Source organism: Helicobacter sp. T3_23-1056 (assembly GCF_053654535.1).
Genome location: NZ_JBSIUU010000004.1, coordinates 112,682 through 137,368, shown reverse-complemented (window position 1 = coordinate 137,368; position 24,687 = coordinate 112,682). Strand labels below are relative to the sequence as shown.

Genomic DNA, 24,687 nt, shown 5'->3' with positions numbered 1-24,687 from the left:
GTTTTAGATATTTCGCTAACGCTTGAGTATGACAAAGAAATTTTTGTCATTGCGAGCAGTTTGGATTTTTTAGATTCCAAACTGCGTGGCACAAGCCCACAGCTACGAAGTAGCGATTCAGCGCGTAAGCGCGAGTGGGCGCAAGCAAAATCCATATTACACCACTTTCGTCATTGCGAGAATCTAGGCTTTTGTCAAAAAGACTAGATTCGTGGCAATCTATAACCAAAAAACTGCAAAAGGTGTTATTTGGCAATTTGGGATTATAGATTGCCACGCAAGTCTTACGACTTGCTCGCAATGACGGAGTGTTTATCATACTTAAGCATAAGCAAAGTATTTCAAAAATATAGATTGCCACGCGTGGCATAAGCCACGCTCGCAATGACGAAAATTTTCTTTGTCATATTGAGCGATAGCGAAATATCTCTATTTTGTTGCTTATTTTGAGTTGCTTCGCTTCACTCAGTATGACAAATGGAAGGCTTAGTATGACAAAATGATAGATTGCGAGATTTTGCTACGCAAAATCTCGCAATGGCGATGGGAGGGTGGATCGCCACGCGGATTTTGACAAATCCACTTGCAATGGCAGAATGTTTTTAGACTTGGGTTTGTTATTTTTGCCATACTGATGTTTTGCAAAAAGCCGAAGTATCCAAAAAGCAGATTCTGCAAAAGCAATGAAAAAAAATGATAAGGAAAAATCTGCTTTAAGTTAGACTTAGCCAAAAATAATAAAAAACGATAAAAAACCCAAAAATGCGAAAAACAAAAACACAACGCACAAAATAAAACTACAATGCTAGCACGATTTGTATGTGCGTTATTGATTATGCGCTAAAATATTGGGATTTTGAATGTATGTAAAAGCCACATAATAAGCATAACAAAAATAAACACAAATCCACCACGCAAAATATGGCGCAAAATCTAGCAAAATCAAACCCACAAACCCCAAAATCACAAGGTTGCCAAATGCTACTTGAGCTACTAAAATCTAACGACTACGAAGCGATACAAAAAGAAATTTCAGCACGATTTGTCAAAAATATGGAGTATTTTCACAAAACTTCGCCAGAGCTTTTTGACGCACTCAAAGAAGACCCCACACAATATAATTTGCTAATCAACAAACAGGGCATAAATATCATAAACCTAGCCACTAGCGAGCTTTCATATCCCCTGCAAGATTCTCTATCTACGATGGTGTCTGCAAATGAAAATCTAAGTCTATCTCCGCTTAAAAATGATAAATGGAATATCCATTCAAATGGCATATTTTTAGACAAAATGGATACGACTAGATTCCCTATCACGGGGCAGGCTTGCAATGATTTTATCGATTTGCTTTTCAAACACGATGGAATCAAAGAGTATTTTTTAAGCAAGGATTTTATGCCCTCGACTTGTATTTTTGGGCTTTTGGGCGGAATGTTTTTGGAGTTTATTATTGAGCGGGGGGTGTTTTTTCATTCGCTGTTGATTTTTGAAGAAAATCTTGATATGTTTCGGGTGAGTTGCTATTTTGTGGATTATCCTAGATTGTTTAGTCAAGTAAGCGATGGGGCGTGCTATTTGTTTGTCAAAGATTTGGTAAATCGCTTTTTTATTCGCAATTTTTTCGCACGCCAAAAAATCACCAACAATTTTTTGCGTGCAGAGATAAACCTCTACAAAAGTCCCAAAATCGAATCCGCTATGCAAATCGTAGCAGAAGAATATGCTAGCAATGCGCGAGGGTGGGGGAGCTTTGAAGATGAGATGATAGGCATAGAAAATACACTAAAAAATGTCGCAAACATAAAAACAAAAGAGAGAAAGAAAAAGCCAAATTTGTTTTTGGTAAATCCTAAGCGCGTGGATATGCCTATATGCGTGGTGGGCAATGGTGCTAGCTTGGATTCTAGTTTGGATTTTTTGCGCGAGCATCAAAGCAAGATGATTATTTTTAGCTGTGGGACAGCGATAAAGCCACTAAAACAAGCGGGCATACAGCCAGATTTTCAAATCGAAATTGAGCGCGTGGATTATTTGGCAGAATTTTTATCCCCCACACTAGGTGAAACCGCCCTAATGTGTGGAAATATGGTAAATCCAAACGCGCTAAATCTAGCGAATGAAAAATATCTATTTATGCGCGGTGGAAGTGCTAGCGGATATATGTTTAAAAGCCCTTTTGTGATGGAATTTAGCGCTCCATTTGTAGGTAATGCAGGATTTGCGCTTGCGTGTCAGCTGGGCAATGAAGTGTTGCTTTGCGGGATTGATTGTGGCTATATAAAGGGGCGCACAAAGCACGCTAGCAATTCTGCGTATGGAGAGGAAGAAGCCACTATCCCAAGCAATGCAATTCGCGTGAGGGGGAATTTTGACCACGAAGTGTATAGCGATTCGATTTTTTTGCTATCAAGCCAAATGATAACAAATGCTATCAAAGCTCTAAAACCAAAAATGGTGCTAAATCTAAGCGAGGGCGCATATATCGAGGGTGCGCGTCCTACTAAAGTGAGTGAATTTAGCTTGAAAAAAAATAAAAAATCTGCCTTTATCAAAGAGATAAAAAGCTATTTTAGAGATGATAAAAAGCTCATATTTAGCGATTTTAGAGAGGATTTTTATTTGCAAGAAATCCAAGAGTTTAAATCCAAGCTATCAAACGCGCTAAACGCAGAAGTCAAAACCAAACAAGAGCTATTTAAATGGGTGGATACGATATTTGCCATAAACGCCAAAAAGTCGGTAAGCTCGCCATTTGTTGGGATTTTGTTTGAGGGGAGCTTGGCACATATTTGCCAAAATCTAATGATAGCAGTGCTTCACCTGCCAAATAATGACATAAGTGCGTTTTTCACAGAGGCAAAAGATAGTATAAAAAACGCGCTTGATAAAATGCTACTGCGCTATAAAATGCTCGCTTCAAAGTATCAAAATTAAGTTATAGATTTATGTCGCACACGCATTTAGACAAAATCCAAGCGGTGAATTTGGGGAGCTTTTATACGCCTGATTTTGTGGTGCAAATCGCCCAAAAAATGCTCCTAAACGCATTGTATAAATCAGGTGTAAATCTTAAAAATTGCACCCTGCTAGATAGCTCGTGTGGCTATGGAAATTTTTTGGATTTTAGTGGCGTGGATTTTGGTTTAGAATCTGCAAAAATTGCAAATGTAAAAACGCAAGATTTTATGGCAGATTCTAAGCGCGAATGTAGAGAATCTTGTATGCACGATTTCGCGCTAAAAATCGGCATAGACATTGATAAAGAGGCAATTAAGATTGCCAAAAGCAATTTTGCCTCAAAGCAAAATAATCTGCAAAATCCACCTCTATTCTTGCGCCAAAACGCTTTGCAAAATGTCTCACGCAACGCCTTTAAAATCCCGCAAGATTCGCCCCTTGCAGTTATTGGAAATCCACCTTATAATGACAAAACTTCAATCATTCAAAAAAGCATAAAAGATAAAACCTACGCGCTAGATTCACACCTCAAATGCCGTGATATAGGGGCTAGTTTTTTGCTCTCTTTTAATGAGCTAAAGGCGGATTTTATCTGTGTGCTTCACCCACTTTCTTATCTCATCAAAGAGACAAATTTCAAGGCATTGAGGCGATTTTTCACGCACTACACGCTACTAGATTGCCTTGTGATTAGCTCACAGATTTTCACACCAAAATCACTGAGCTTTTTCCCCATTGTAATCGCGCTTTACACGCGAAGCAAGACGCCCAAAACGCCAGATTTTAGCGCGATAAAAGCATATAGATTTCACACATTAGAGGGGCAAAGTTTCGCGCTCAATGACTTTGATTTTATCGCTAAATATATCGATAAATATCCTAACAAATCTCGTGTGCCAGATGAAAATGCAGTCGCGCTTTTTTACACATTGCGCGATATAAACGCGCTTGCTCGCTCTAAAACTTTCCTTGCCAAACCCACCGCAAACGCTATAAATGTGCCGCGTGAGAAATTTAGCCTGTATTGCTATGTCGATGTGTTTAAGCAAATGATTGGTAAAGTGCCGTATTATTTAGGGAATTGCGATATTTTCATTGACTTGCAAGCCTTTAAGATTCTAGAATCTAAGTTTGTAGAATGTGCAAAATCTAAAATCATTACGCCAAATATTGCGCGCTATTTTGAGCGACTTTTAGGGGAGCATTATGCAGATTCTCAAGCGTGAAAATAATAAGATTTTTGTAGAGATTCCGTTTACCGAGCAAACAGGCAAGGTGCGCGTAAAGGTGCAAAATAGCTTTTATGAATATGGACTGCCAACTGCTACAAGACAAAATCCATTTAGCCAAAAGCACTATATCGAGTGGCAAATCGGCTATGATGTGGATAAAAGCGACAAAGAAAAACTAGCGTTAAGCACATTGCAAGATAGCGAATTTATCGGTGCAAATGGCAAGAAAAAGGCACTTTATGAGCTAAGCGAATTTGTGTATTATTTTACGCAATGGGGGATTATTTCGCGCAGTGAAATTACGGGGCTTTGCGAATTTTTGCGGGGCGTGAAAAGTGAGGAATTTTTAGATTCTAGAGCGGATTTAGCGATTTTGCGAAAGCACCCTGTCCCACGAGAGATTTTGGGTATAGAGTTTTATCACAGCGAGGTGCAATATCCACTTTTGGTGCATAAATTTGGCAATTTTGATATTTTGGTAGAAATTATCATCAAAGAAAAGCAACGCGCAGTGGGGGTGCAACCAATGCTCTATGTGTGCTTTCCTATCACTGAATTACGCACTGCAAGTGAAAAACCCGCACTGCTTGGCAGAGTAGCAGAGCAAAAAGAAAAAGCGCATTTGATTTTAGATACTACGCATAAAGCATTTTTGTTAGAATCTTTGAAAATCTTTGGCATTTTAAGCCAAAATCACAACCACGATATACGCGAGATTTTGGGCGTCATAAAAGCGCAGATTCCATAAAGTTTATGCAAAATCTTATAAAATCTACAAATAGACAAAACATAAAAAGGAGCGACAATGGTAGAACGATACGCACGAGAGCAAATGAAGTCATTATGGAGTTTGGAGGCGAAGTATAGCGCGTGGCTAGAGGTTGAAAAAGCCCTTGTGCGCGGGTGGAACAAGCTAGGGCTAATCCCTGATAGCGATTGTGAAAAGATTTGTGCGAATGCGAAGTTTGACATAGCGCGAATCGATGAGATTGAAGCGGTAACCAAGCACGATTTAATCGCCTTTACCACGAGTGTGGCGGAATCTTTGGGCGAGGAGTCGCGGTGGTTTCACTATGGCATTACGAGTAGCGATTGTATCGACACGGCGGTGGCGTTGCAGATGCGCGATTCTCTCACGCTCATTATTGAAGGCGTGAAAGCCTTGCGCGAAGTGGTAAAAAGGCGCGCTTATGAGCACAAAGACACGATTATGGTGGGGCGTAGCCACGGGATTCACGGAGAACCTATCACTTTTGGGCTTGTGTGTGCGGTGTGGTTTGCCGAGCTAGGCAGGCATTTAGAGGCGTTGCATTCTAGCCTTGAGATTATTAGCGTAGGACAGCTAAGCGGGGCAATGGGCAATCTCGCTCACACGCCGATGAAGCTAGAAGAGCTTGTATGCGAAAATCTCGGGCTAAAGCCAGCCCCTGTGAGCAACCAAGTAATCCAGCGCGATAGATACGCCCGCGTGATTGCGGATTTAGCCCTGCTAGCTAGCAGTTGTGAGAAAATCGCCGTTGAGATTCGCCATTTGCAACGCACGGAAGTGTATGAGGCTGAAGAGTTCTTTGAAGAGGGGCAAAAGGGGAGCTCTGCTATGCCCCACAAGCGCAACCCCGTGCTAAGTGAAAATATCACGGGGCTTTGTCGCGTGATTCGCGCTTATGCTCTGCCTGCGATGGAGAATGTCGCGCTGTGGCACGAACGCGATATAAGCCACTCTAGCGTGGAGCGTTTTATCCTGCCTGATAGCTTTATCACCACGGATTTTATGCTCGCCCGCCTCACACAGCTCCTAGATAAGCTTGTGGTGTATCCTAAAAATATGCGTAAAAATCTTAATCTCACAGGCGGGCTTGTGTTTAGCCAACGCGTGCTACTAGAGCTACCCAAAAAGGGAATCTCACGGGAGAATGCCTATAAAATCGTGCAAAGAAACGCGATGAGGGTGTGGCAGGATTTACAAGAGGGCAAAAGCGCGCTAAATGAGCGTGGAGAGAGCTTGTATTTGCAATATTTGCTTTCAGATTCCGAGCTAGTGGGCGCGATTGGCGAGCAGGCGATAAAAGAATGCTTTGATTTTGCCTACTACACAAAAAGCGTGGATTCTATCTTTAAGCGGGTGTTTGGGCGCGGGTGTTTGGGTAGAGGAAAATCTATTTTTTGATACCATTTATGATAAGGATTTTACACCTCTAAAAATCCTTATCATAAAAACAAGCAATTATCAAAACGCGCCAAAAATATCCTAAAAAACACTAAACAACACTAAAAAAACTCCCAAAAAATCCCAAAACTGCCAAATAAAAATATGCCTACACCCTATATCCACGAGATATTTGAGTGGCTTGCTCTTCGGTTACGATGATAAATTTAGAATCTTTGTTGCGATTAGATTTTTGTGCTTCGATGATGAGAGAGGCTGGGTCGCCGTGCGGGATAGCTTGGTCGATATATCCGCGCTCAAAAGTATATCTATGGATATGCGACATAAACTCCCCATCACTTTTCACAGGAAACACCTCATAATCCTTGTTGATAGACATTATTTGGGTTTTTAGCGACATTTCTAGCTTGGGGTCGGTCGTGTAGATGATGAAAAACTTTTGATGGATTTTTTTGTATCGCTCATAGAAGTTATACCCCATTTTTTCCGCATCGCTTAGTCGCATTTTGTCAAGCCTTTTTAGATACTGCCAATAAAATGTCATCGTGCAATAAGGGGTATTTATGTTTTGCTGTTTGAAAAAATTGCTATGCACAGAAGTAGAGCCCATACCTGCTTGCCATATTTTGTTATCTAGGATTGTGGCTATGGTATTTAGGGCGTTTCGTATCTCATCTGTTAGCTCCTCTCTGCGCCTTTTTATTTCATTGTCAAAATCCGCTACATAGTTTTGCTGAAAACTTTTAGTCGCTTTGATAAGCCTATCTTTACACGCGTTAAAGATTTTGATTTCTTCTTCGGATTTTGCGATGATTTCTTTGTGCTTTTCTAGCTTAGGTGGGAGGGTGGCATCTTTTTTGTTGCGCTCTATGACGCTACGAAGTCGATACACTTCTTTGGTGGAAAATTTGACTTTGTTTTCTAGCTGAAGTAGCCTCTCTTTTATCGCAGAAATCGCCTTTTTCGCGCCATTAAAATGAAGCTGTTTTTCCAAAAACACATCAGTGTAGATATTTTCACTTTTTTGGGTTTCTCTCCCTTTTAATTCTTTAAAGCAAAATTCTAATCCTTTTAGCTTTTGCAAATCCTCTGAAAACATATCAGGCGTGATATTTTTATCGCAATACACCAAATAATCTATCGCCTTTGTCATAAATCGCTTTACAGCTATATAATTTAGCCTATCTTCGCGCGGGATTTCCTCCACATCAGTTAGGGCAAATCGTATCGTATTTGTCTCAGGCATATAATACTGCCTTACGCATTCTTCCACACCTTGCGTTAGCTCTACGGTTTTCATATTAAGGTAGTCGGTTTGTTTGTATATTTCTTCGGCTTGTTGATAGCGAATGGATAGCTCTTTGTAGTTTAGCTCGACATCGGTTTGTGTGCTCCAAAAGTCATATTCTGTAACTAAAGAATCTGGTCCAAAATCTTGATATTCACTGCTTTTGGCATCGGTTATATGTCCATTGCTATCAGCGCGAAACTCCACAAACATACCTGAAACAGGCAAAAACTTTCTATCTCTCCAATTTTCTGCGCGTAGCTCAAACACCCTTTTTGCAAAATTTATCACCGTGCCTGAGCCTGTCGCCATCGAATAGCGAGTAATTTTTCCGTGCATCTTGCTCTCCCAAAAGACTAAATTTAAACTCCAAAACTTCCAAAATCTACACACAGCTAAGCAAAATTATGCAGCTAAGCGAAAATAGGTTATGATTATGGTGTCTTGCTATTTTGCTAATGAAAACTTTTTAAAGCAGTTATGATATAATACTTCTTTAGAAATTTTGCTTAAAAAAGCTCAAAAAAAGGGCATAACATTGAAAAAAATATATATATTCTTTGGTTGGAGTGCATTTTTTGTTATTTTGACCATTGCTACGATTTTTGGCGATATGGGGCTTGCAGGCGAGCTTGGCAGAGGGCTTGCTATGCTAAATTTAGATATGTTTGGCTATCTAGGCTATGTGTATTTGCTATTTTTTATCTACCCCGCGTATGCCGTGTATAAAGACTCTACGCTTGGTGTAAAGCGTGTCAAAGTCATTTGTGGAATCTTATTTATTAGCGCGGGGATTTTGGTAGTGCAATATAGCCTTTTTGACAAAGGCAAAGCAGGCGCGATATTGATTAGGCAGATTGCGCCATTTGTGGGGATTGCGGGTGTGGTGCTTGCGACTTTGCTTAGTTTTTTGGTTGGGATTTTGTTGCTTATGCCTGATAAAATCTTTTGGCTAAAAGAAAAACTAGATGCGGTTTTGTCTTGTCTATGGCGATGTGTGGCTGGGGTAGGGAAGTGGATTTTGGGGGGTTTTGGCGGGGGTTTTGGCTATGTATGGGAGGGAATATCGGCGTTTTTTGCAAGCGATATTATGAGGGATTTTAATAAGCCTTTAAAAGAAAATCCAAATATGCAAGAGGGGATTAAAAAATATGAAGCAAATGTGGCTAGCCAGCAATATAAAGATTTTAGCGAAAATCCTATACACGATAGCACGCAAGATACAGGGGAGCAGAGGATACAAAATCCTTTTGCACAAAGCGATTTTGCACGCCAAGATTTTGCGCAACAAGATTTTCTGCAAAAAGATTTTGCGCGCCAAGAGCATTTGCACCAAAATAGCCAAAATCTATTTGGGCTAAATACCCACGCTACGCATTTGCAAAATAAAGATTTGCAAAAAAGAGATTTTTTTGAGCCAGATTTTGATGAGAGGCAGGTAAATATCACTTATACCGACAAAGAAAAAGAGCGCGAAACAAAAGAGAAAAAAGAGCGCAAATACGCCAAAATGGTGCGACTTGTAGGCGAGGGAGAGGAGGGCGAAATCCTGCAAATAAATGCTGATGATGTGCTAGCGCGCGCAAGAGAGAGGGACAAAGAGATACTTATCCCAACAGAACCTCTAAATGCGCCATATACGAGAATCACAAATGATACAAATCCTACAAATGCGCAAAATCCAAATACACAAAATCTGCAAAATCTAGCAAATCCAAATAGCATAGCCCAAAATCTTTTTAGCACGATAGAGGGCTATCAAGCGACACAAATCCAACAAGAATATGCCCCCAATACAAACACCCACACGCAAAGCACGCAAGAATCTAACGAGCCTACAAACGAATTTTCACAAGAAAATTTCGCGCTAGATTCTGCGGAGTTTGAGGCGTCTAATGCAAATGATATATCTCAAAGCATTTCGCAAAATACTCCACAAAATCCACAGCAACATTTACCACAAAATCTATCACAAAACCCACCTCAACATTTGCCTCAAAATCCATCTAAAAATCCACACGCTAGCCACTCAAAAGATTTTCACACTTTTGGCAAGCCCACCCCCTCAAAGACATTTGAAGCAAGCGATACTTTGCTAAAAGAGCTAGAAAAAGGCACGCTAGAAAAGCCAAAAAACTATGAATTGCCCGATACGAGCTACCTAGCTATGCCACCGCAAAATGCGCAAAATCCCGAAGAGGACAAGATAGACAAAAAAATCTATGATTTAGAGCATAAGCTAAAGACTTTCAAAATCAATGGAAGTGTGGAGCGATTTTATCTAGGACCTGTGGTTACGACTTTTGAGTTTGTCCCTGAAGCGAGTGTCAAAGTAAGCAGAATCCAAAGCCTTAGCAATGATTTAGCCCTAGCGTTGTCTGCGCACGCGATTCGTATCCAAGCACCAATCCCGGGCAAAGGCGCAGTAGGCATAGAAGTCCCAAACAATCATAGAGAGATTATTTATTTGCGCGAAGTGCTAGAGAGTGAATTATTTAAAAACGCGGCTTCTCCGCTAGCATTAGGGCTTGGCAAAGATTTGGTAGGCAATCCATTTGTAACGGATTTAAAAAAGCTCCCGCATTTGCTTGTGGCAGGGACGACAGGGAGCGGGAAAAGCGTGGGCGTAAATGCGATGATACTATCCCTACTATATCGCAACTCCCCCCAAAATCTACGACTAATAATGATAGACCCAAAGCAAGTAGAATTTAGTATGTATGAGGACATACCGCATTTGCTAACCCCCATCATCACAGAAGCAGAAAAAGCAATCATCGCGCTAAATAACCTCACACGCGAAATGGAGCGCAGATATAGGCTGATGAAAGAATCCAAAACAAAGACGATAGACAACTACAACGCCAAAGCAAAGCAAGAGGGGGGTGAGATTTTCCCTTTTATTGTGGTGATTATCGATGAGTTGGCGGATTTGATGATGACAGGGGGCAAAAACGCAGAAGCCCCCATTATCCGCATAGCACAGATGGGACGCGCATCAGGACTTCATCTTATCGTAGCTACCCAACGCCCAAGTGTCGATGTCGTTACAGGACTTATCAAAACAAATTTGCCAGCCAAAATCGCCTTTAAGGTTGGCACGCGCACGGATTCTCGCGTCATACTAGATAATGACGGAGCGCAAAACTTACTAGGAAATGGTGATATGCTATTTGCCCCGGGTGGCAGTGGTTTGCTTCGCTTGCACGCGCCGTGGGTAAGCGAAAAAGAGATAGAATCTATCGTGGAGTTTATCTGCTCTCAAGGCGCGCCAGAATATGACACGAGCTTTTTAAGCGAGGCAGATGAAGCACTAGGAGCGCAGGTAAGCGAGCTAGATGAGGTGGAGGATTTTGGTGTGGAGGAGGCACTTTTGCAAAAGGCAAAAGAAATAATGCTCCGCGATGGCAAGACTAGCATATCTCATCTGCAAACGCGTGGTTTGGGTGGCTATCCTAAATGCAAAAAAATCGTGTTTCAGCTAGAAAAAGACGGCTTTTTGTCCGCGCCAGATTCTAAGGGGACTAGGTTTATTATCGGGGGATAGATTCGTGGCTTTGTTGTTTTTTGAGTTGTTTTTAGTCGTTGTTGTAAGTGGCTAGCGTTGGTATTTTTGTTTATGTTTGATAGGGATTTTATTGTTTTTATGATTGTGAGAAATCCACAAGGATTTTATGACAATTCACTCATAATGTAATCGCTAGAATCTATATTTTTGTCATTTTTAAGCAAAATGTAATTTTGGCGAAGTATCTATTTTTTGCAAAGTTGCGTTATGTTTTGGAAAGTAGCGTTATTTGCAAAATGTGTTTTTGGATACTTTGGCTAATGGCTAAGTATGACAAGAGGATAGATTGCCACGCGGATTTTGGCAAATCCGCGTGGCAATCTATGGCTATAAACTACCAAAAACACATTTTTGATAAAATCTAATAAAATAGATTGCCACGAATCTAGGCTTTTTCACAAAAGCCTAGATTCTCGCAATGACGGAAACCATTGTCATACTGAGGGCGTAGCCCGAAGTATCTCAAAGCAACAATGAGAGATACTTCGGTTTCTGCGAAACCTCAATATGACAAAGATGACAAAACCAAGTTTGACAATGTCAAATCGTCATTGCGACCGTTGCAACGCAACGCGTGGCAATCCACGATAAAAAACATAGGTGGCAATCCATATCTAAAAATGTAAGTAGAGATATTTCGCGCTTACGCGCTCAATATGACAAAAACTCCGTCATTGCGAGCGAACGCAGTGAGCGTGGCAATCCACAATGCAATACAGCAAACATAGATTGCCACGAATCTGCTAGCGCAGATTCTCGCAATGACGAAAGTCCTTATTGGGCTAAATATTTTACAAATTCTCGCAATGACAAATCTACCCACCCCCTAGCCCCTCGTGCTAAGGGAGGGGGAATCTTTATCGTCATTGTGAGCGCAATTTATTGCGCGTGGCAATCTAGCGTTATCATTGTTAGAATCTAAGTTTTTTTGTAAAAAGCTAGATTTGTGGGAATCTATTTTTGTTTTATGATTTGTGATATATCGCAGGCAGAATCTTTTGGATTTTGGCAATCAAAAAAGTGGATTTTCAAAGTAAGATTTTGCTTTTTATGGGCTTGTGGATTTTCTTTTATAGCTTCATCAAAAAAACAAATTTTGGCGTTGTAAGTGAAATTTTTGTGTTTTATTGAATCGCCATCAATTTTTGGATAGATTAGGTAGCCTTTTTCGCACTGATATTTCGCTAAATACGCAAAGAGTTGGTATAAATCGCCCTGTGAGATTCCATAATTTTTCGCTTCGTTAGAATCTAGAATCTTCCACTTTGTATCAGCGATAAAAAGCGGGGATTTTATGCCGTTTTCATAGCATACTAAATCGGGGCTAATTTGAAATTTGCGCACGCCATTTATCTCTAGCAAATATTTGCTTTTTTCCTGCGTCTTTATCGTGCGCCCCTCGCCACACTCCCTTTTGAGATGAAACGCCACAAAACTCTCAAAGAGTTTATTCATATCAAATAGCAGGGCAAAGGCTTTTTTATCGCCTTGATAGGGCATAAAATTATGCGCTTTAAGAAACACTTTACACCACAAAAGCAAAATCTCATAGCTCTTAAAATGCCTTAGATTTTCGCATTTTGCGAAGTCTTTGTCATAATTTTGACTTGGAGCAATCTCATTAAACACAAAGCGACTTTGCAAAATGCGCCCACTTGTTTTCGCACTGAAATTACACTTGCTTAAAAGCAAAAGTGTGCTAACGATAAGGCGATTTGGCGCAATATCGGCGATAAACTCATCGCTAGCGGTGTAAAATCGCTCTTTGTGCGCGAGATTTTGCTTTAGATTTTGCGTGAAAAGGAGTTTGCCTTTTAAGAATGTGCGATTTTCTTCAACCGCGACATAGTCGCTCTTTATGCCCATTTTGATAAGGCACTCTAACTCATCTAAAAACATATTGGCAAAGATTTCTAGCAAGGGAAATTTGCGCGTTTTAAGGTTTGAAATATGGCTTTGTTTGAATGGCGAATCGCGCAAAGTTTTTAACATTTTTAGCAAAATGTCCTTTGCCTCACACACTTGGCATTTTTTGGGTTTTGTGTCGTTATTTGACAAAGATTCCCCCTCCCTTGCGTTAGGGTGGCGCAAGGGGTGGGTAGATTTTTGCAATGATAAGCAAATGCAATTTTGAATTTTAAAGCCCTCATTTTCATTTGCCGTGCGAAAAGTCTTTGGCAAAATCTCTAAACAAAATCCGCTTTTTGTTTGGATAAGCCCGACATAATTGCGCGCTTTTAAATGATTTTTGCCATAAGAGTTTAAAAAGATATGATTGCCTTTGTCATCAGCAAAATTTTTAAGCTCATTGAAAATCTTTTTGGCTTTGTCGTGCAATCCTTTGTCATTGCGAGAATCTGCCCACCCCTTGCGCCCCCCTAACGCAATGGAGGGGGAATCTTTATCGTCATTGCGAGAATCTGCGTTAGCAGATTCGTGGCAATCTATTTTTGATTCGTGGATTGCTTCGGCTTTTTCAAAGCCTCGCAATGACGCACATATATCCTCCACGCCAAATGCTTGCCACTCGGCGATACAAAGGGTGTTATTTTTACTCATTGTCGCTAGATTCGCGTGAATCGTTTGATTGATAGATTTTAGTGAAAGTCTCTATATCCCACAAATGCGCATCGCTAATGCGATACACGCGCTTTTCGCTATCGACAAAATCATCGCTCAACTTCACGCCCAAATCACTTTGCGAAAAAGCCTTAATCATTCCATTATCATTTAGCACCGCGCTAATTTTTGCATAATCGTCATAAAAATACTCTTGCAATAGCGGGATAATTTTTAGCCCAAAGACTTCGCGCAACGCCTCCAAAGAATCCACGCCGATAAAAAAGCTATGCCCAATCGTATGCTCCCTATCAAGCAAAAATTCGATTCTATCATTCATAGATTTTAGTAAATCTTGCAGATTTACACCATCGCAATCCGTGCTTATATTTTTATTGTTCCACTCAGGCATCATCTCTACAAACTCAAACCGCCTACGAAGCGCAGTATCAAGCAAAGCGATACTTCTATCAGCGGTATTCATCGTGCCGATTATGTAGAGGTTGCTAGGCACGCCAAAGCTATCATTGCTATATGGCAGGGTTACGCGCAGTTCATCACTCGCGCCGATTCTCTTGCTTGGCTCGATAAGCGTGATGAGTTCGCCTAAAATTTTGCTAATATTCCCCCGATTGATTTCATCGATGATGAGAATGTAGGGTTTTAGCACCGCTTCGCTTATATCTACCTCACTACTATTTTGCCAAGTCGCTTCAAATTCTTGCATTTTCTTAAAAAACGCGCTGTAAAATCTATGCGTATCAATGTAGCCCGTGCGATTCTCACTTGATGGAATCTTAAAGCTATTATCCATTTTAAAATCTTTATAATGCGCTTTGATTTTGTCTTGATTCAAGAAAACAGGATATTTTTCCAAATATCCACTATGGCTAAAAATTTTTATGACTTTATAATTGCCCCAATCTAGCAAAGCAATAAGCCAATTTTTATTCTCCTCCTCATTTTGCTTTAAAACATATTCTCCGCTATTTTCTTGCTCATTTTGGATATGCTCGATAAAGGCTTCAAATAAATTAGCCGTTTGATTTTCCTCATTTAGCGTATTTGTATCTTTGAGCGAATTTTCCAAATTCTCTAGTGCATTTTTGCAGAGTTGCTTAAAGATACCGCTTTTGAGTTCGTAGCTCATCTCGCTAGATTCTACACCCTCGCTAGAATCTGCTAATTTTGGCTTTATCCCCTCGACAAATTCTTCATACGAAAAACTTTGATGAAAGGTTACAAACGCGATTTGCCCATTTGTGCGGTAGGATTCAAAAATCGCCTTTTTATCCTCTCTAGATTTTGGAATCTGCATTGACTCATCATAATAATGCAAAATCTCCAATGCCCTATCAATCGTGCTATAAGTCTTGCCCGTGCCCGGCGGTCCATAAAGGATTTGATTAAGTGGCGGGGTTTTGATTTTATTATTCATTTTTTCTCCTTCGTCTTGGATTGAATTTTGGTTTTGCGTGGATTCAGTAGGATTGATTTCATTTCCATTTTGTTGCAAAAATTTCATATACCATTCTAGACAGGAAATTGGATGTCCATTATACTGAGTATAATTTGAATTATAAAAAGTTCTTCGTCCATCATTATAGTTAATTTCATACAAACAACCACCCCTTCTCATTTCTTTACGACATTTATCTAAAAAATCCAATCCATTTTGTTGTATGTCAAAAATATTTATTTTAAATAATAGTCTAAAAAAATCGCCACCTAAATTTATAAAATTTTCAATGGTTACTTTTGATAAAGAATCACCATTTTTCTTTTTGGCAACTTTTAGATATTCAACAAATTCCACCTCATTAGAATCGCCTAAAAAATCATTACTAAATTGCTGTTTTAGTTCATCTAGTTTCCTTAATTCAAAGTCAGTCATTTCCATTCCTTTTTGTGTTTTTGCAGTTTTTGGGGAAAATAAATCCGCATTATAACAAAAAAAAAAAAAACGACTTGTGCTAGAAATCGATAGATTTTTGCGTAGATTTTGTTTGTGCGTTTTGCAAAAAAGACTAAAAAAACCGCTAGATATTTCTGCGCTTTTTGATTTTGAAATGAAAGATATGTGTTTCATCATTTAGCGTGATTTTTAGCTCTAAGATTCCGTTTTTGTTTATGCCTTTTTTGGCGATAGCCACAAAGCCACCTTGCGCTTTGGCGTTTGGTTTTAGGCTAGATTCTCTTAGATAGTTCATCAAAAACACTTTCAACGCCCCGCGCTTTTCTTGCATATAGGCGATGGAGCTAGGACTCTGGCTAAAAAACGGGCTCATCATCGGCGGATAAAATAAAAACCCTTGATAGCCGTAGTAATACAATGGCGAGATATTATAAAAATTGTTTTGCTGGATACTTGGCGTGGGGGTGGGGATATTGTATCGCTGCAAAATATCGATGAAATTTAGCTCGCTATTTTTTAGCCTATCGTAATGATAAACCCTAAGTGCCTTGCCATCAAAACTTGCGCTTATGTCATCGGTGCTAAAAATAAGTGCCTTGCCACTAAGCAATTCCGCGCTGATATACACGACTACTACGCCATCTTGCAAATCTTTTTGGGCAAATTCTGCTTGGACTTTGGAGTGAGGTTTGGCAGAGTGCAAAACCTGCACGCCCTTGATGAAAGTGGCTTCATCTTTTGGCGTGATAAAGTAGCTAGCACAGCCACTAAACACACTTGCTAAAGCAAGCGCAAAAACACAACACGCAAGATTTTTGCTACTAGAAAAAAGAGAGGGCATAGATTTTCCTTAAATAGTAAAGATTTGCAAAATATATATTTACAAAGTAAATATAACCACAATTTTAGGCATTTATTTTGCGGATTTTGGTGGATATTTGGGTGGGTGGAAATGGGATTTATGGGGGTGGATTTTGCAAGTTTTGGCTAGATTTTGCAAAGAGGGATTTTATGAGGTTTTTTAGGTGGATTTTTTAGGGTAATTTTTTAGGGGGTGGATTTTAAAAAATGATTTGGATTTTGTAAGGATTTTATAAAATAAGTAGATTTTAAGAATCAAAAAAAAAGGTTAAAAAATACAAAAATGCTGAAAAAATACCAAAATCTAGCGCGAAAATCATATAAATATATGAAATCCACGCGCTAGATTCTACGCATCTAAGCCTATTTGCTAAACGCCACTAAGTGTGCGCGTAGATTTAGGCGTTTGCTTTTTTGGAGCTCTCCACGCTTACCATTTTTCTACGCAAATATGCGATTTTGCTTTGCAATGGCAAGTTTTTGGGGCAGGTATCGTGGCAAGCGATAAGGCTCATACAGCCAAAAACGCCATCATCATCGCCTACGATTTCATACCATTCCTCATCGGTGCGCTTATCGTGAGAATCTATCATAAAGCGCACGATTCTATTCATACCTGCGCCGCCGATAAAGTCATCGCGCATTATCTTTGTCGCACAGCTAGCGATACAGCACCCACACTCGATACATCTATCAAGCTCAAACACTTCATCAGCTTCTTTTGGCTCGATAGGCTTTTCTAGCTTGGATATATCGACTTCTTCGTTGGTATGCACCCAGCTCTCCACGCGCTTTGTCATATCCGCAAACCATTCGCCCGTATTGACACTCAAATCTTTGATAAGCCTAAACGCAGGCAATGGCATAAGCGTGATGACACCATCGGGGAAATCTTTTGTCAGTGTGCGACAAGCAAGTCTTGGGCGTCCATTTATCATCATAGAGCAGCTTCCGCAAATCCCCGCACGACACACAAAGTCAAAACTCAAATCAGGGTCTTGCTTTTCGCGTATCATATTTAGCACGATAAAAATCGTCATAGAATCGGTTTCTTCGATTTTATACTCGGCAAAATGTGGCTTAGACACCGCGCTTTTTGGGTCAAATTTTAGTGCGCGAATGGTTAGGGTTCGTCCTTTTTGTTGTGTGCTCATTATTTATCTCCTAGTCGTTGGTTTCTAGCCTTGTATTTTGGCTGCAAGTTAAAATCCATCAACGCTTCTTGTAGCTCGTATCTATCGCCACCTTTAGCTTGGATTTCGGCAGTGATTTTATCGATTTGCTCTTGGCGTTTGGCTGAGAGCGGATTTTCGATAATCATTCCCTTTGCACCATATCCACGGAATCCGGGCGCAATCTCCATTTTCATAATGTCAAGCTCCTCATAAGTTACCGTAGGCATTGTCTGTGTGGGGTCTTCCCAGCTTGTAAGCGTTCGTTTTAGCCATTTTTCATCATCGCGTTTTGGGAAATCTTCGCGAGTATGCGCGCCTCTAGATTCTGTCCTATCAAGCGCACCTTTTGCCACGCAAAGTGCTAGTTTTAGCATTTTTGGCGTGCGGTATGCGTCCTCTAGCTCGGGGTTGTTGTGTAGCTTTTTGTTTGAGATGCCGATATTTTTCGCTCTTTTATATAGCTCTTCTAGTCGCGTTACCGCATCTGCTAATCCCTTGCCATCGCGGAAAATCCCCACATCTTCTTCCATTATCTCTTTCATAGCGTTTTTTATCGTATAGACATTTTCGCTACCGCTATTATTGACAAGAGATTCTAGGTAGCTTTGCTCTCTTTGGACAAATTTTTCAAGCACAGAAGTGTGGATATTTGCTTGGGATTCTACGCAGTGCTGCGCGAAATAATCCCCGATAATCATACCAGCTACCACCGCTTCACTTACAGAGTTTCCACCGAGTCGGTTAAACCCGTGCATATCCCAGCACGCCGCTTCGCCTGCGGCAAAAAGCCCTTTTAGGTAAGTCTCGCCTTTGTAGTTGGTGCGGATACCGCCCATTGAGTAGTGCTGCATAGGCTTGACAGGCGCCCATTTTTCTGCGGGGTCAAGCCCTGCAAATACTTCACAGATTTCTTGGACATCGCGCAAGTTTCGCTCGATATGCTCTCTACCCAAAATCGTAATATCAAGCCACAAATGGTCGCCATAAGGGGATTTTACACCCTTGCCCTCGCGGATTCGCTGAATCATTCTGCGTGAGACGACATCTCGGCTTGCAAGCTCTTTTTTCTCAGGCTCATAATCAGGCATAAAGCGATACCCATCGACATCACGCAAAATCCCGCCATCGCCTCTGCAACCCTCTGTAAGCAAAATCCCGCTTGGGAAAAGTGGCGTGGGGTGGAATTGCACTGCTTCCATATTTCCTAGCTTTGCCACGCCTGTTTCAAGTGCGATAGCAAGCCCTATGCCCTCGCAAATTACGGCATTGGTAGTGTTTTTGTAGATTCTGCCATAGCCACCTGTGGCAATCAGCGTGCCTTTTGACACATACGCGATTAGTTCGCCATTTTCTAGGTCGCGCACCACAGCCCCATAGCATACGCCATCTTGATGGATAAGGGCGATTGCTTCTTTTCTGTCTTGTATGTCTGCGCCGTGTTTGTAGGCTTCATTTGCTACGGCATACAGCATAGAATGCCCTGTGGCATCAGAAGTGTAGCAAGTGCGCCATTTTTTTGTCCCACCAAAATCGCGAGAGTGGATATATCCGTGCCTAAAATCCTCTTCGGTAATGGTGGTTTTTTGGGCGTTTATAACCGCTGTCCTATCGCCTTTTTGGATTCTAGTCCAAGCCACACCCCAAGAGGCAAGCTCTCTAATCGCCTTTGGTGCGGTGGTTACAAACATTCTAGCGACATCTTGGTCGCAACCCCAGTCGCTTCCCTTTACCGTGTCTGCAAAGTGCAAGTCTTCATTGTCTCCATCGCTCATTTTTGAGTTGCCTAGACTTGCTTGCATACCGCCTTGTGCGGCGGCGGAGTGGCTACGGCGCACAGGCACCAGAGATAGGACAATCGTGCTAAGCCCTTTTTGTCTAGCAGCTACTGCTGCGCGAAGCCCCGCTAAGCCTCCACCGATGATTAACGCGTCTGAATATACTACTTTCATCTTACTCTCCTCTTCCTTGTGTTTGTTCGTCTATGACTCTGTAATCGTGTATGCTTTTATGCGCGTCTAAACCTAGCCCGATTTTGACATAAGCCGCATAGGAGCATAGCCCAAGCACGATAAAAAACACAGACATTGCCCATTTGATACTTCGTAATGTCTTTAGTCCTAGCCCTTCAAACCAACCCCACTTGATACATAGGCGATATAGCCCGATAGAGCCGTGTAGCTCGACTGCAAAAAGTAGGAAAATATAAAGTAGCCAGAAGTTTTGTTGCACGAAGCGGAATGAAGAAGTAAGCGGTCCTATGTTTTCAGGTTGAGTGAGATTGACAAATAGATGTGGCATAGCAAGGAAAAACATCGCAAACCCTGTGCAAGCCTGTATCGCCCACAATGTCGTATCGCCATGATTCATAAGATTTTTGTGCGTTTTTAGCTTGATGAATTGGCGGTAGTTGATAGGAAATTTTCTCATCGCCAAAAATGCGTGCGCTACAAACGCCACAATCACAATAGCCGCTATAAATGCCACGATTTCGGGTTTGCCAGCTTCACCAAAAATGAAACTCCCCTCAAACATTTTGGTGATAAAAAACATCGCTTCTTTGCTAATAAGTATGCTAGATACAAAAAACAAATGAGCAATCATAAACAGCCCCAAAAACAGCCCTGTGGCACTTTGCCACCAGTCTAGCCTTGCGGGCATTCTGCTTTTTTTGCGCTCTGTGGTAACGCCCGTATAGCTCTCAATAATCCTCTCGTCTTGCATATTCTCTCCTTTCACTAAGACTTAGAATCTAAAGGCACAAAATCTCGTCTTAAAAAACCCCACAATACACAGAATCTAGGAGCTAAAATCTAAATATCACATAAAATCATTTATGCGATATTTAAGAAATCTAGCATTTTAAATCCAAAAAACACCCAAATCCTAGACACCAAAGTAGAGTAGCATTCTCAAAAACGATGCCAAAATTATAATATAAATCAATAACAATTTATCAAAAAGTTGGGAATTTTGCGAAAAATTTGTTAATAATTTGTGAAGTTTATGTGCATTTATTGTGCGTTTATAATGGTAGATGAGAGTGTGGAATATATCGATTAAATATCGGTGTATAAGTTGTTTTATGCGCATTTGTAGAAAAAAATGATTTGCAAATATGGGCAAAATTTGTTAATAAAATCGTGTTAGTTTTGGCTAGATTTTCCCAAAATCAAATGAATGCGAAAGTGATAAAAATAAAAGCCAAAAATCACACTTAATTAAAGTATGTAGTTTTGCGTTATTTTAGTAGCATTTTTGGTAAGAAAATTTGATAAAAAAATGATAGAAAAAGTAGATCTTGTATGCCTAAAGTGGATTTTGGGGATTTTGTGATTAAAGTAGATTTGTAAGCATAGGGGGATAAAAACTCCTCTTTAGATACCTACGGCACAGGCAAAATCTAAGTGCTCTGCTGTGTCTCCACCCTGAAGCGTTGCCTAGAATCCACCTTGCATAGGTCTAAAAAGGAGCGGAGGGATTTTAGCCAAAATCTACTTAAAAATGCTTTAATTAGATTGATTACTCTTAAAATAGCATTTAAGATAAAAGCGTATAATGCCATTTTTATAAGCAAAATCCTAAAACAAAAGCAAGGAAACACGAATGAAAATCGCCATAATGTGTGAATCTGAGCTCCTACAAAAAAGCCTAGAGCCATATCTAAAAGACTACCAAAGCTCACTAGAAAAATGTGATTTTGTGCTTTCAGACTATCAGGCTTGCGATATGAAGCCCGTGTGTTTGGTGGGCAATTTTAGCGGGGCGCATATCAAAAAGCCATTTACGCCAGAGACGCTAAAAGCAAATTTGCGGATTTTTTATGAGCGATATTGTAAAGCCGAACCAATCACAAAACTTAGCCCAAAAGATGCAAAAACATTTGCCAAAATAGACGCACTTATCCAAGACACACTAAATGACTTCCGCCAAAAACTCTATGAAATCCTATCCCAAAAATAGCACACGAACAAATATCACGCCAAACGCTTCTCATCAAAAATCCAAAAGAGAATCCGCACAAAATAAAACGCTTCGTGTGATAGGCGGCAAATATAAAGGACTAAAGCTATATGCCCCATCTAGCGCACGCCCTAGCAAATCGATATTAAAAGAATCTTGTTTTAATATTTTGGGAAATTCTATTATCGGGGCGCAGTTTATCGAGGCGTTTAGCGGGAGTGGGAGTATGGGGATAGAAGCCCTAAGTAGAGGCGCAAAAAAGGCAATTTTTTTTGAGCAAGACAAAGAGGCATTAGCAGTGCTACAAAAAAATCTAGCACTTTTAGAGAGGCATAAAGATTCTAGTTTTTTGGCAGATTCTAGCGCGTTAGAATCTATTAGCTTGTCAAAATCTAGCCAAAATCTATCCACGAAAAATAGAAAAAATAGCGATAAAATCACGCAAACAAACACTCAAAAACCATACCAAATCATTGCAGGCGATAGTTTGCAAAATCTACCACCATTTTTATCGACTTTGGAGCATTTAGCAAAATCCAACATTTTATACATTGACCCGCCATTTTTTATAAGGCAAAATTATGCCGATATTTATGAAAAATGCGCTAATATTATCGCTCACATTCATTCCTTAGCATTGCAGCTTGTCATTATCGAGCATAGCAGTTTGTATTCGTTTGAGGAGTGCTTAGGGGATTTTTTTAAGATAAAGCAAAGGACATTTGGCAAAAGCACGGTTACTTTTTTTGCCCCATATTTTGATAGCTAAAAAGCCTAAATAAAACCCAAAATCAAAGGAGCAACAATGACAGAAGAAGAAAACAGCCAACAAGGAGAAGCAAAAGGCGGAAATAAGATGATGCTTTTTATCATCTTAGGTGCGGTGCTATTTCTAATCATCATAGGAATAGTGGTGATAATGCTAATGAGCGGAGGACACGAGGAAGAAGAAGCCGAAGAAGGAGCAAAAAAACAGCCCGCTAAGCAAGAAAAATCCCTCAAAAGAAATCCAAATCTTAGTAGTGAGAGCGCGGTATTTCTAAACCCCGGACCCATTTTCCCAATCGTTGGGCAACCATTTCTTATAAATCTAGCTGGGCAAGGACGCACAGCGTTTTTGCAAGTAAGCGTATCTCTGGTGCTAAGCGATGCTAAACTCCAAGCCGAAGTGGAGCGCAAACTAGACATCATCAAAGCCACAATCATAGAAGTCCTAAGCACCAAAAGCCCCGAAGAGCTAAACACCACAAAGGGCAAAAATCGCGCGCTAAATGAGCTAAAAGATAGGTTTAATGAATACCTAATGGATGGCGAAGTAAGCGCGGTGCTTTTCACAAACTACATTATCCAAGTTGGATAAGTTTGGTTTAGATTTTGGTAGATTTTGCGTAGTTTTGCGCTTTTTGAAATCCACATTTAGATTTTGCAATATTTGCCAAATGTATGTAGCCTAGCAATGTCAAGCAAAAAAAAGCACAAAAAACATAGCAAAATCGCTAACATAAAACACGCAGATAAAAATCCACTATCAAAAAAGCGCGTAAATGCGGATTTTGCTAAGTTTAGTCAAATCAGCATAGGTGTGGATATAGTCCAAATCGCACGCATAGAGCGACTTTTGGCAAAGCACAAAGAGGCATTTTTGAAGCGATTTTTGCGCAAAAGTGAGATAGGATTGCTAGAAGCAAGAGGCTTTGCATCTGCGAGCGTAGCGGGATTTTTTGCTAGCAAAGAGGCGTGTAGCAAAGCACTTGGCGTAGGCATAAGCCAAAATCTAACATTCAAAGATATGATTCTCTCATACTCAAGCACAAAAGCCCCACAAATCGCCCTCTCCAAACGCGCAAAAAAATTTTTTGGCAACAAGGCATTTTCTCTAAGCATAAGCCACGATGGAGGGGTTGCTATCGCTGTGGTATGCGCGTATAATCTTTAGGCAAAATCCAATATTTAATCTAATACAAAACCACCACATATATCAACGCCATCTCAAAATCTAAAAAACATTCTTGCTAGATTTTCTACCATACTTTTATCATTCGTTTTTTTTGTAGGATTACATATTTTTATTTTTTTTAAAATGCACTTCGCATTTTAGCCCACCCCAAAAAAAACTTTAACAAAAAAGGAATAAGACAATGGCAAACTATGAACTTCAATTACGCCCGCATTTAGTGAGAAAATTTTTGGATTATGCAAAATGTGCGGATTGCAGTTATAGCGAGTCAAAGCACAAAACCATAGATTTTCAAAATCGCTTCAAAATTTTAGCTTATCAGCCAGACACCGTTAATGGATTTTCAGCCACATTATTTAAAGATACTTTCAATCAAAATCAAAAGATTTTGGCTATTTGCGGGACAGAAGTCTGTATGAAAGATATGGCAGCAGATACAAAAATGTCTATGGGAGAAGTGTCGATACAATGTTATGAATTAGCGCGATTTTATGAAGAAACCATTAGAGAGCGAATAGGCGATGAAAAACTGATTGTCGTAGGACATTCTCTTGGTGGTTATTTGGCACAGGCTTTTTGCTTTATGTATCCTAGCGCGGTAAAAGAATGCTATACATACAATTCCCCCGGATTGTTGCAAGATATGATAAAAACGATGATAAACATAATATCATATACAAATTTTTCTACAAGAGCAATAAAATTTTTTTCTGATTTTTTGGAAAGCAAGACAGACCATTTGCATAAATACGAAGGCGTAATAAAAAGACTAGAAGCCAACATAAATACTTACACCGATAGATTGCCCCCTCCGCTAAATAAATCTAGTATCCATCACATAAGAATGGGCTATGATTTTACTACATTTGTTGGCAATAATATACAGGGCGAATGCTATGACATAAATGTGGCTGTTTTAAATCCACATTCTTTAGACAATCTCATTAGTGAATTACAAAAAATACTAAACAAATAGCGGTTTTTATCATCTATTTTATGCTAAGCCTTTGTTAGATTTTGCGCTATGCAAAATCTAACAAACAA

Annotated in this window: 23 protein-coding genes; 15 read left to right on the top strand and 8 right to left on the bottom strand. The window is 40.1% G+C overall.

Annotation, left to right across the window (positions count from 1 at the left end; genetic code table 11):
- Both ACWIUO_RS03370 and ACWIUO_RS03365 read left to right on the top strand, forming a co-directional pair.
- On the top strand, positions 1–207 hold a 207-nt coding region (locus ACWIUO_RS03370), incomplete at its 5' end, for a hypothetical protein (protein ID WP_454176525.1).
- A gap of 42 nt (positions 208–249) precedes the next feature.
- Entirely contained in the window at positions 250–372 is a 123-nt protein-coding gene (locus ACWIUO_RS03365; protein WP_454176524.1) for a hypothetical protein, read from the top strand.
- Positions 373–486: 114 nt separating this feature from the next.
- Here ACWIUO_RS03365 and ACWIUO_RS03360 read toward each other — a convergent pair whose 3' ends face one another.
- Complete coding sequence (locus ACWIUO_RS03360) at positions 487–630, bottom strand: hypothetical protein (RefSeq protein WP_454176523.1); 144 nt, start codon at positions 628–630, stop codon at positions 487–489.
- 348 nt (positions 631–978) lie between these two features.
- Between ACWIUO_RS03360 and ACWIUO_RS03355 the strand changes: the two genes are divergently transcribed.
- Genes ACWIUO_RS03355 through purB form a run of 4 tightly spaced genes read left to right on the top strand, consistent with a single transcriptional unit; the run spans position 979 to position 6,360 of the window.
- Positions 979–2,937 carry a motility associated factor glycosyltransferase family protein gene (locus ACWIUO_RS03355; protein WP_454176522.1) on the top strand — a complete coding sequence of 653 codons (1,959 nt, stop codon included), beginning with the start codon at positions 979–981 and terminating at the stop codon, positions 2,935–2,937.
- A gap of 11 nt (positions 2,938–2,948) precedes the next feature.
- Positions 2,949–4,187 carry an Eco57I restriction-modification methylase domain-containing protein gene (locus ACWIUO_RS03350; protein ID WP_454176521.1) on the top strand — a complete coding sequence of 413 codons (1,239 nt, stop codon included), beginning with the start codon at positions 2,949–2,951 and terminating at the stop codon, positions 4,185–4,187.
- A complete protein-coding gene (locus ACWIUO_RS03345) occupies positions 4,168–4,941 on the top strand; it encodes a R.Pab1 family restriction endonuclease (RefSeq protein WP_454176520.1) in 774 nt (257 codons plus the stop codon). The genes ACWIUO_RS03350 and ACWIUO_RS03345 overlap by 20 nt, the downstream gene beginning before the upstream one ends.
- 57 nt (positions 4,942–4,998) lie before the next feature.
- The gene (gene purB / locus ACWIUO_RS03340) at positions 4,999–6,360 is read left to right on the top strand and encodes an adenylosuccinate lyase (protein WP_454176519.1); all 1,362 of its coding nucleotides are present in this window, start codon (positions 4,999–5,001) and stop codon (positions 6,358–6,360) included.
- 148 nt (positions 6,361–6,508) lie between these two features.
- Here purB and ACWIUO_RS03335 read toward each other — a convergent pair whose 3' ends face one another.
- The gene (locus tag ACWIUO_RS03335; protein WP_454176518.1) at positions 6,509–7,987 is read right to left on the bottom strand and encodes a hypothetical protein; all 1,479 of its coding nucleotides are present in this window, start codon (positions 7,985–7,987) and stop codon (positions 6,509–6,511) included.
- A gap of 199 nt (positions 7,988–8,186) precedes the next feature.
- Between ACWIUO_RS03335 and ACWIUO_RS03330 the strand changes: the two genes are divergently transcribed.
- From ACWIUO_RS03330 to ACWIUO_RS03315, 4 genes are all read left to right on the top strand, one after another.
- Positions 8,187–11,195 (top strand): DNA translocase FtsK, encoded by a 3,009-nt coding sequence (locus ACWIUO_RS03330; RefSeq protein ID WP_454176517.1) that lies wholly within the window; start codon positions 8,187–8,189, stop codon positions 11,193–11,195.
- A 372-nt stretch (positions 11,196–11,567) separates the two neighbouring features.
- A complete protein-coding gene (locus ACWIUO_RS03325) occupies positions 11,568–11,693 on the top strand; it encodes a hypothetical protein (RefSeq protein ID WP_454176516.1) in 126 nt (41 codons plus the stop codon).
- Entirely contained in the window at positions 11,690–11,842 is a 153-nt protein-coding gene (locus tag ACWIUO_RS03320) for a hypothetical protein (RefSeq protein ID WP_454176515.1), read from the top strand. The genes ACWIUO_RS03325 and ACWIUO_RS03320 overlap by 4 nt, the downstream gene beginning before the upstream one ends.
- Complete coding sequence (locus ACWIUO_RS03315; protein ID WP_454176514.1) at positions 11,791–12,138, top strand: hypothetical protein; 348 nt, start codon at positions 11,791–11,793, stop codon at positions 12,136–12,138. Before ACWIUO_RS03320 ends, ACWIUO_RS03315 begins: the two co-directional genes overlap by 52 nt.
- Positions 12,139–12,170: 32 nt before the next feature.
- Here ACWIUO_RS03315 and ACWIUO_RS03310 read toward each other — a convergent pair whose 3' ends face one another.
- From ACWIUO_RS03310 to ACWIUO_RS03285, 6 genes are all read right to left on the bottom strand, one after another.
- Positions 12,171–13,775: an McrC family protein gene (locus ACWIUO_RS03310; RefSeq protein WP_454176513.1), complete on the bottom strand. Its 1,605-nt coding sequence runs from the start codon at positions 13,773–13,775 to the stop codon at positions 12,171–12,173.
- Positions 13,768–15,669 carry an McrB family protein gene (locus tag ACWIUO_RS03305; RefSeq protein ID WP_454176512.1) on the bottom strand — a complete coding sequence of 634 codons (1,902 nt, stop codon included), beginning with the start codon at positions 15,667–15,669 and terminating at the stop codon, positions 13,768–13,770. Before ACWIUO_RS03305 ends, ACWIUO_RS03310 begins: the two co-directional genes overlap by 8 nt.
- Before the next feature lie 145 nt (positions 15,670–15,814).
- Positions 15,815–16,531 (bottom strand): hypothetical protein, encoded by a 717-nt coding sequence (locus ACWIUO_RS03300; protein WP_454176511.1) that lies wholly within the window; start codon positions 16,529–16,531, stop codon positions 15,815–15,817.
- Positions 16,532–16,949: 418 nt separating this feature from the next.
- A complete protein-coding gene (locus tag ACWIUO_RS03295; RefSeq protein WP_454176510.1) occupies positions 16,950–17,705 on the bottom strand; it encodes a fumarate reductase iron-sulfur subunit in 756 nt (251 codons plus the stop codon).
- A complete protein-coding gene (locus ACWIUO_RS03290; RefSeq protein ID WP_454176509.1) occupies positions 17,705–19,675 on the bottom strand; it encodes a fumarate reductase flavoprotein subunit in 1,971 nt (656 codons plus the stop codon). The genes ACWIUO_RS03295 and ACWIUO_RS03290 overlap by 1 nt, the downstream gene beginning before the upstream one ends.
- Before the next feature lies 1 nt (position 19,676).
- Positions 19,677–20,447: a fumarate reductase cytochrome b subunit gene (locus tag ACWIUO_RS03285; RefSeq protein WP_454176508.1), complete on the bottom strand. Its 771-nt coding sequence runs from the start codon at positions 20,445–20,447 to the stop codon at positions 19,677–19,679.
- An 882-nt stretch (positions 20,448–21,329) separates the two neighbouring features.
- On the opposite strand from ACWIUO_RS03285, the gene ACWIUO_RS03280 reads away from it, so the two are divergent.
- The 5 genes from ACWIUO_RS03280 to ACWIUO_RS03260 all read left to right on the top strand — a co-directional run bounded on the left by ACWIUO_RS03280 (position 21,330) and on the right by ACWIUO_RS03260 (position 24,619).
- Positions 21,330–21,686 (top strand): hypothetical protein, encoded by a 357-nt coding sequence (locus ACWIUO_RS03280; RefSeq protein ID WP_454176507.1) that lies wholly within the window; start codon positions 21,330–21,332, stop codon positions 21,684–21,686.
- Positions 21,643–22,455, top strand: a complete 813-nt coding sequence (locus ACWIUO_RS03275; protein ID WP_454176506.1) for an RsmD family RNA methyltransferase — start codon at positions 21,643–21,645, stop codon at positions 22,453–22,455. Before ACWIUO_RS03280 ends, ACWIUO_RS03275 begins: the two co-directional genes overlap by 44 nt.
- Positions 22,456–22,491: 36 nt before the next feature.
- On the top strand, positions 22,492–23,046 hold the full coding sequence (locus ACWIUO_RS03270) for a flagellar basal body-associated FliL family protein (protein WP_454176505.1): 555 nt from the start codon (positions 22,492–22,494) through the stop codon (positions 23,044–23,046).
- A gap of 216 nt (positions 23,047–23,262) precedes the next feature.
- Positions 23,263–23,622, top strand: a complete 360-nt coding sequence (acpS, locus tag ACWIUO_RS03265) for a holo-ACP synthase (protein ID WP_454176530.1) — start codon at positions 23,263–23,265, stop codon at positions 23,620–23,622.
- Between the two features lie 202 nt (positions 23,623–23,824).
- Entirely contained in the window at positions 23,825–24,619 is a 795-nt protein-coding gene (locus ACWIUO_RS03260; RefSeq protein ID WP_454176504.1) for an alpha/beta fold hydrolase, read from the top strand.
- Positions 24,620–24,687 lie beyond the last annotated feature (68 nt).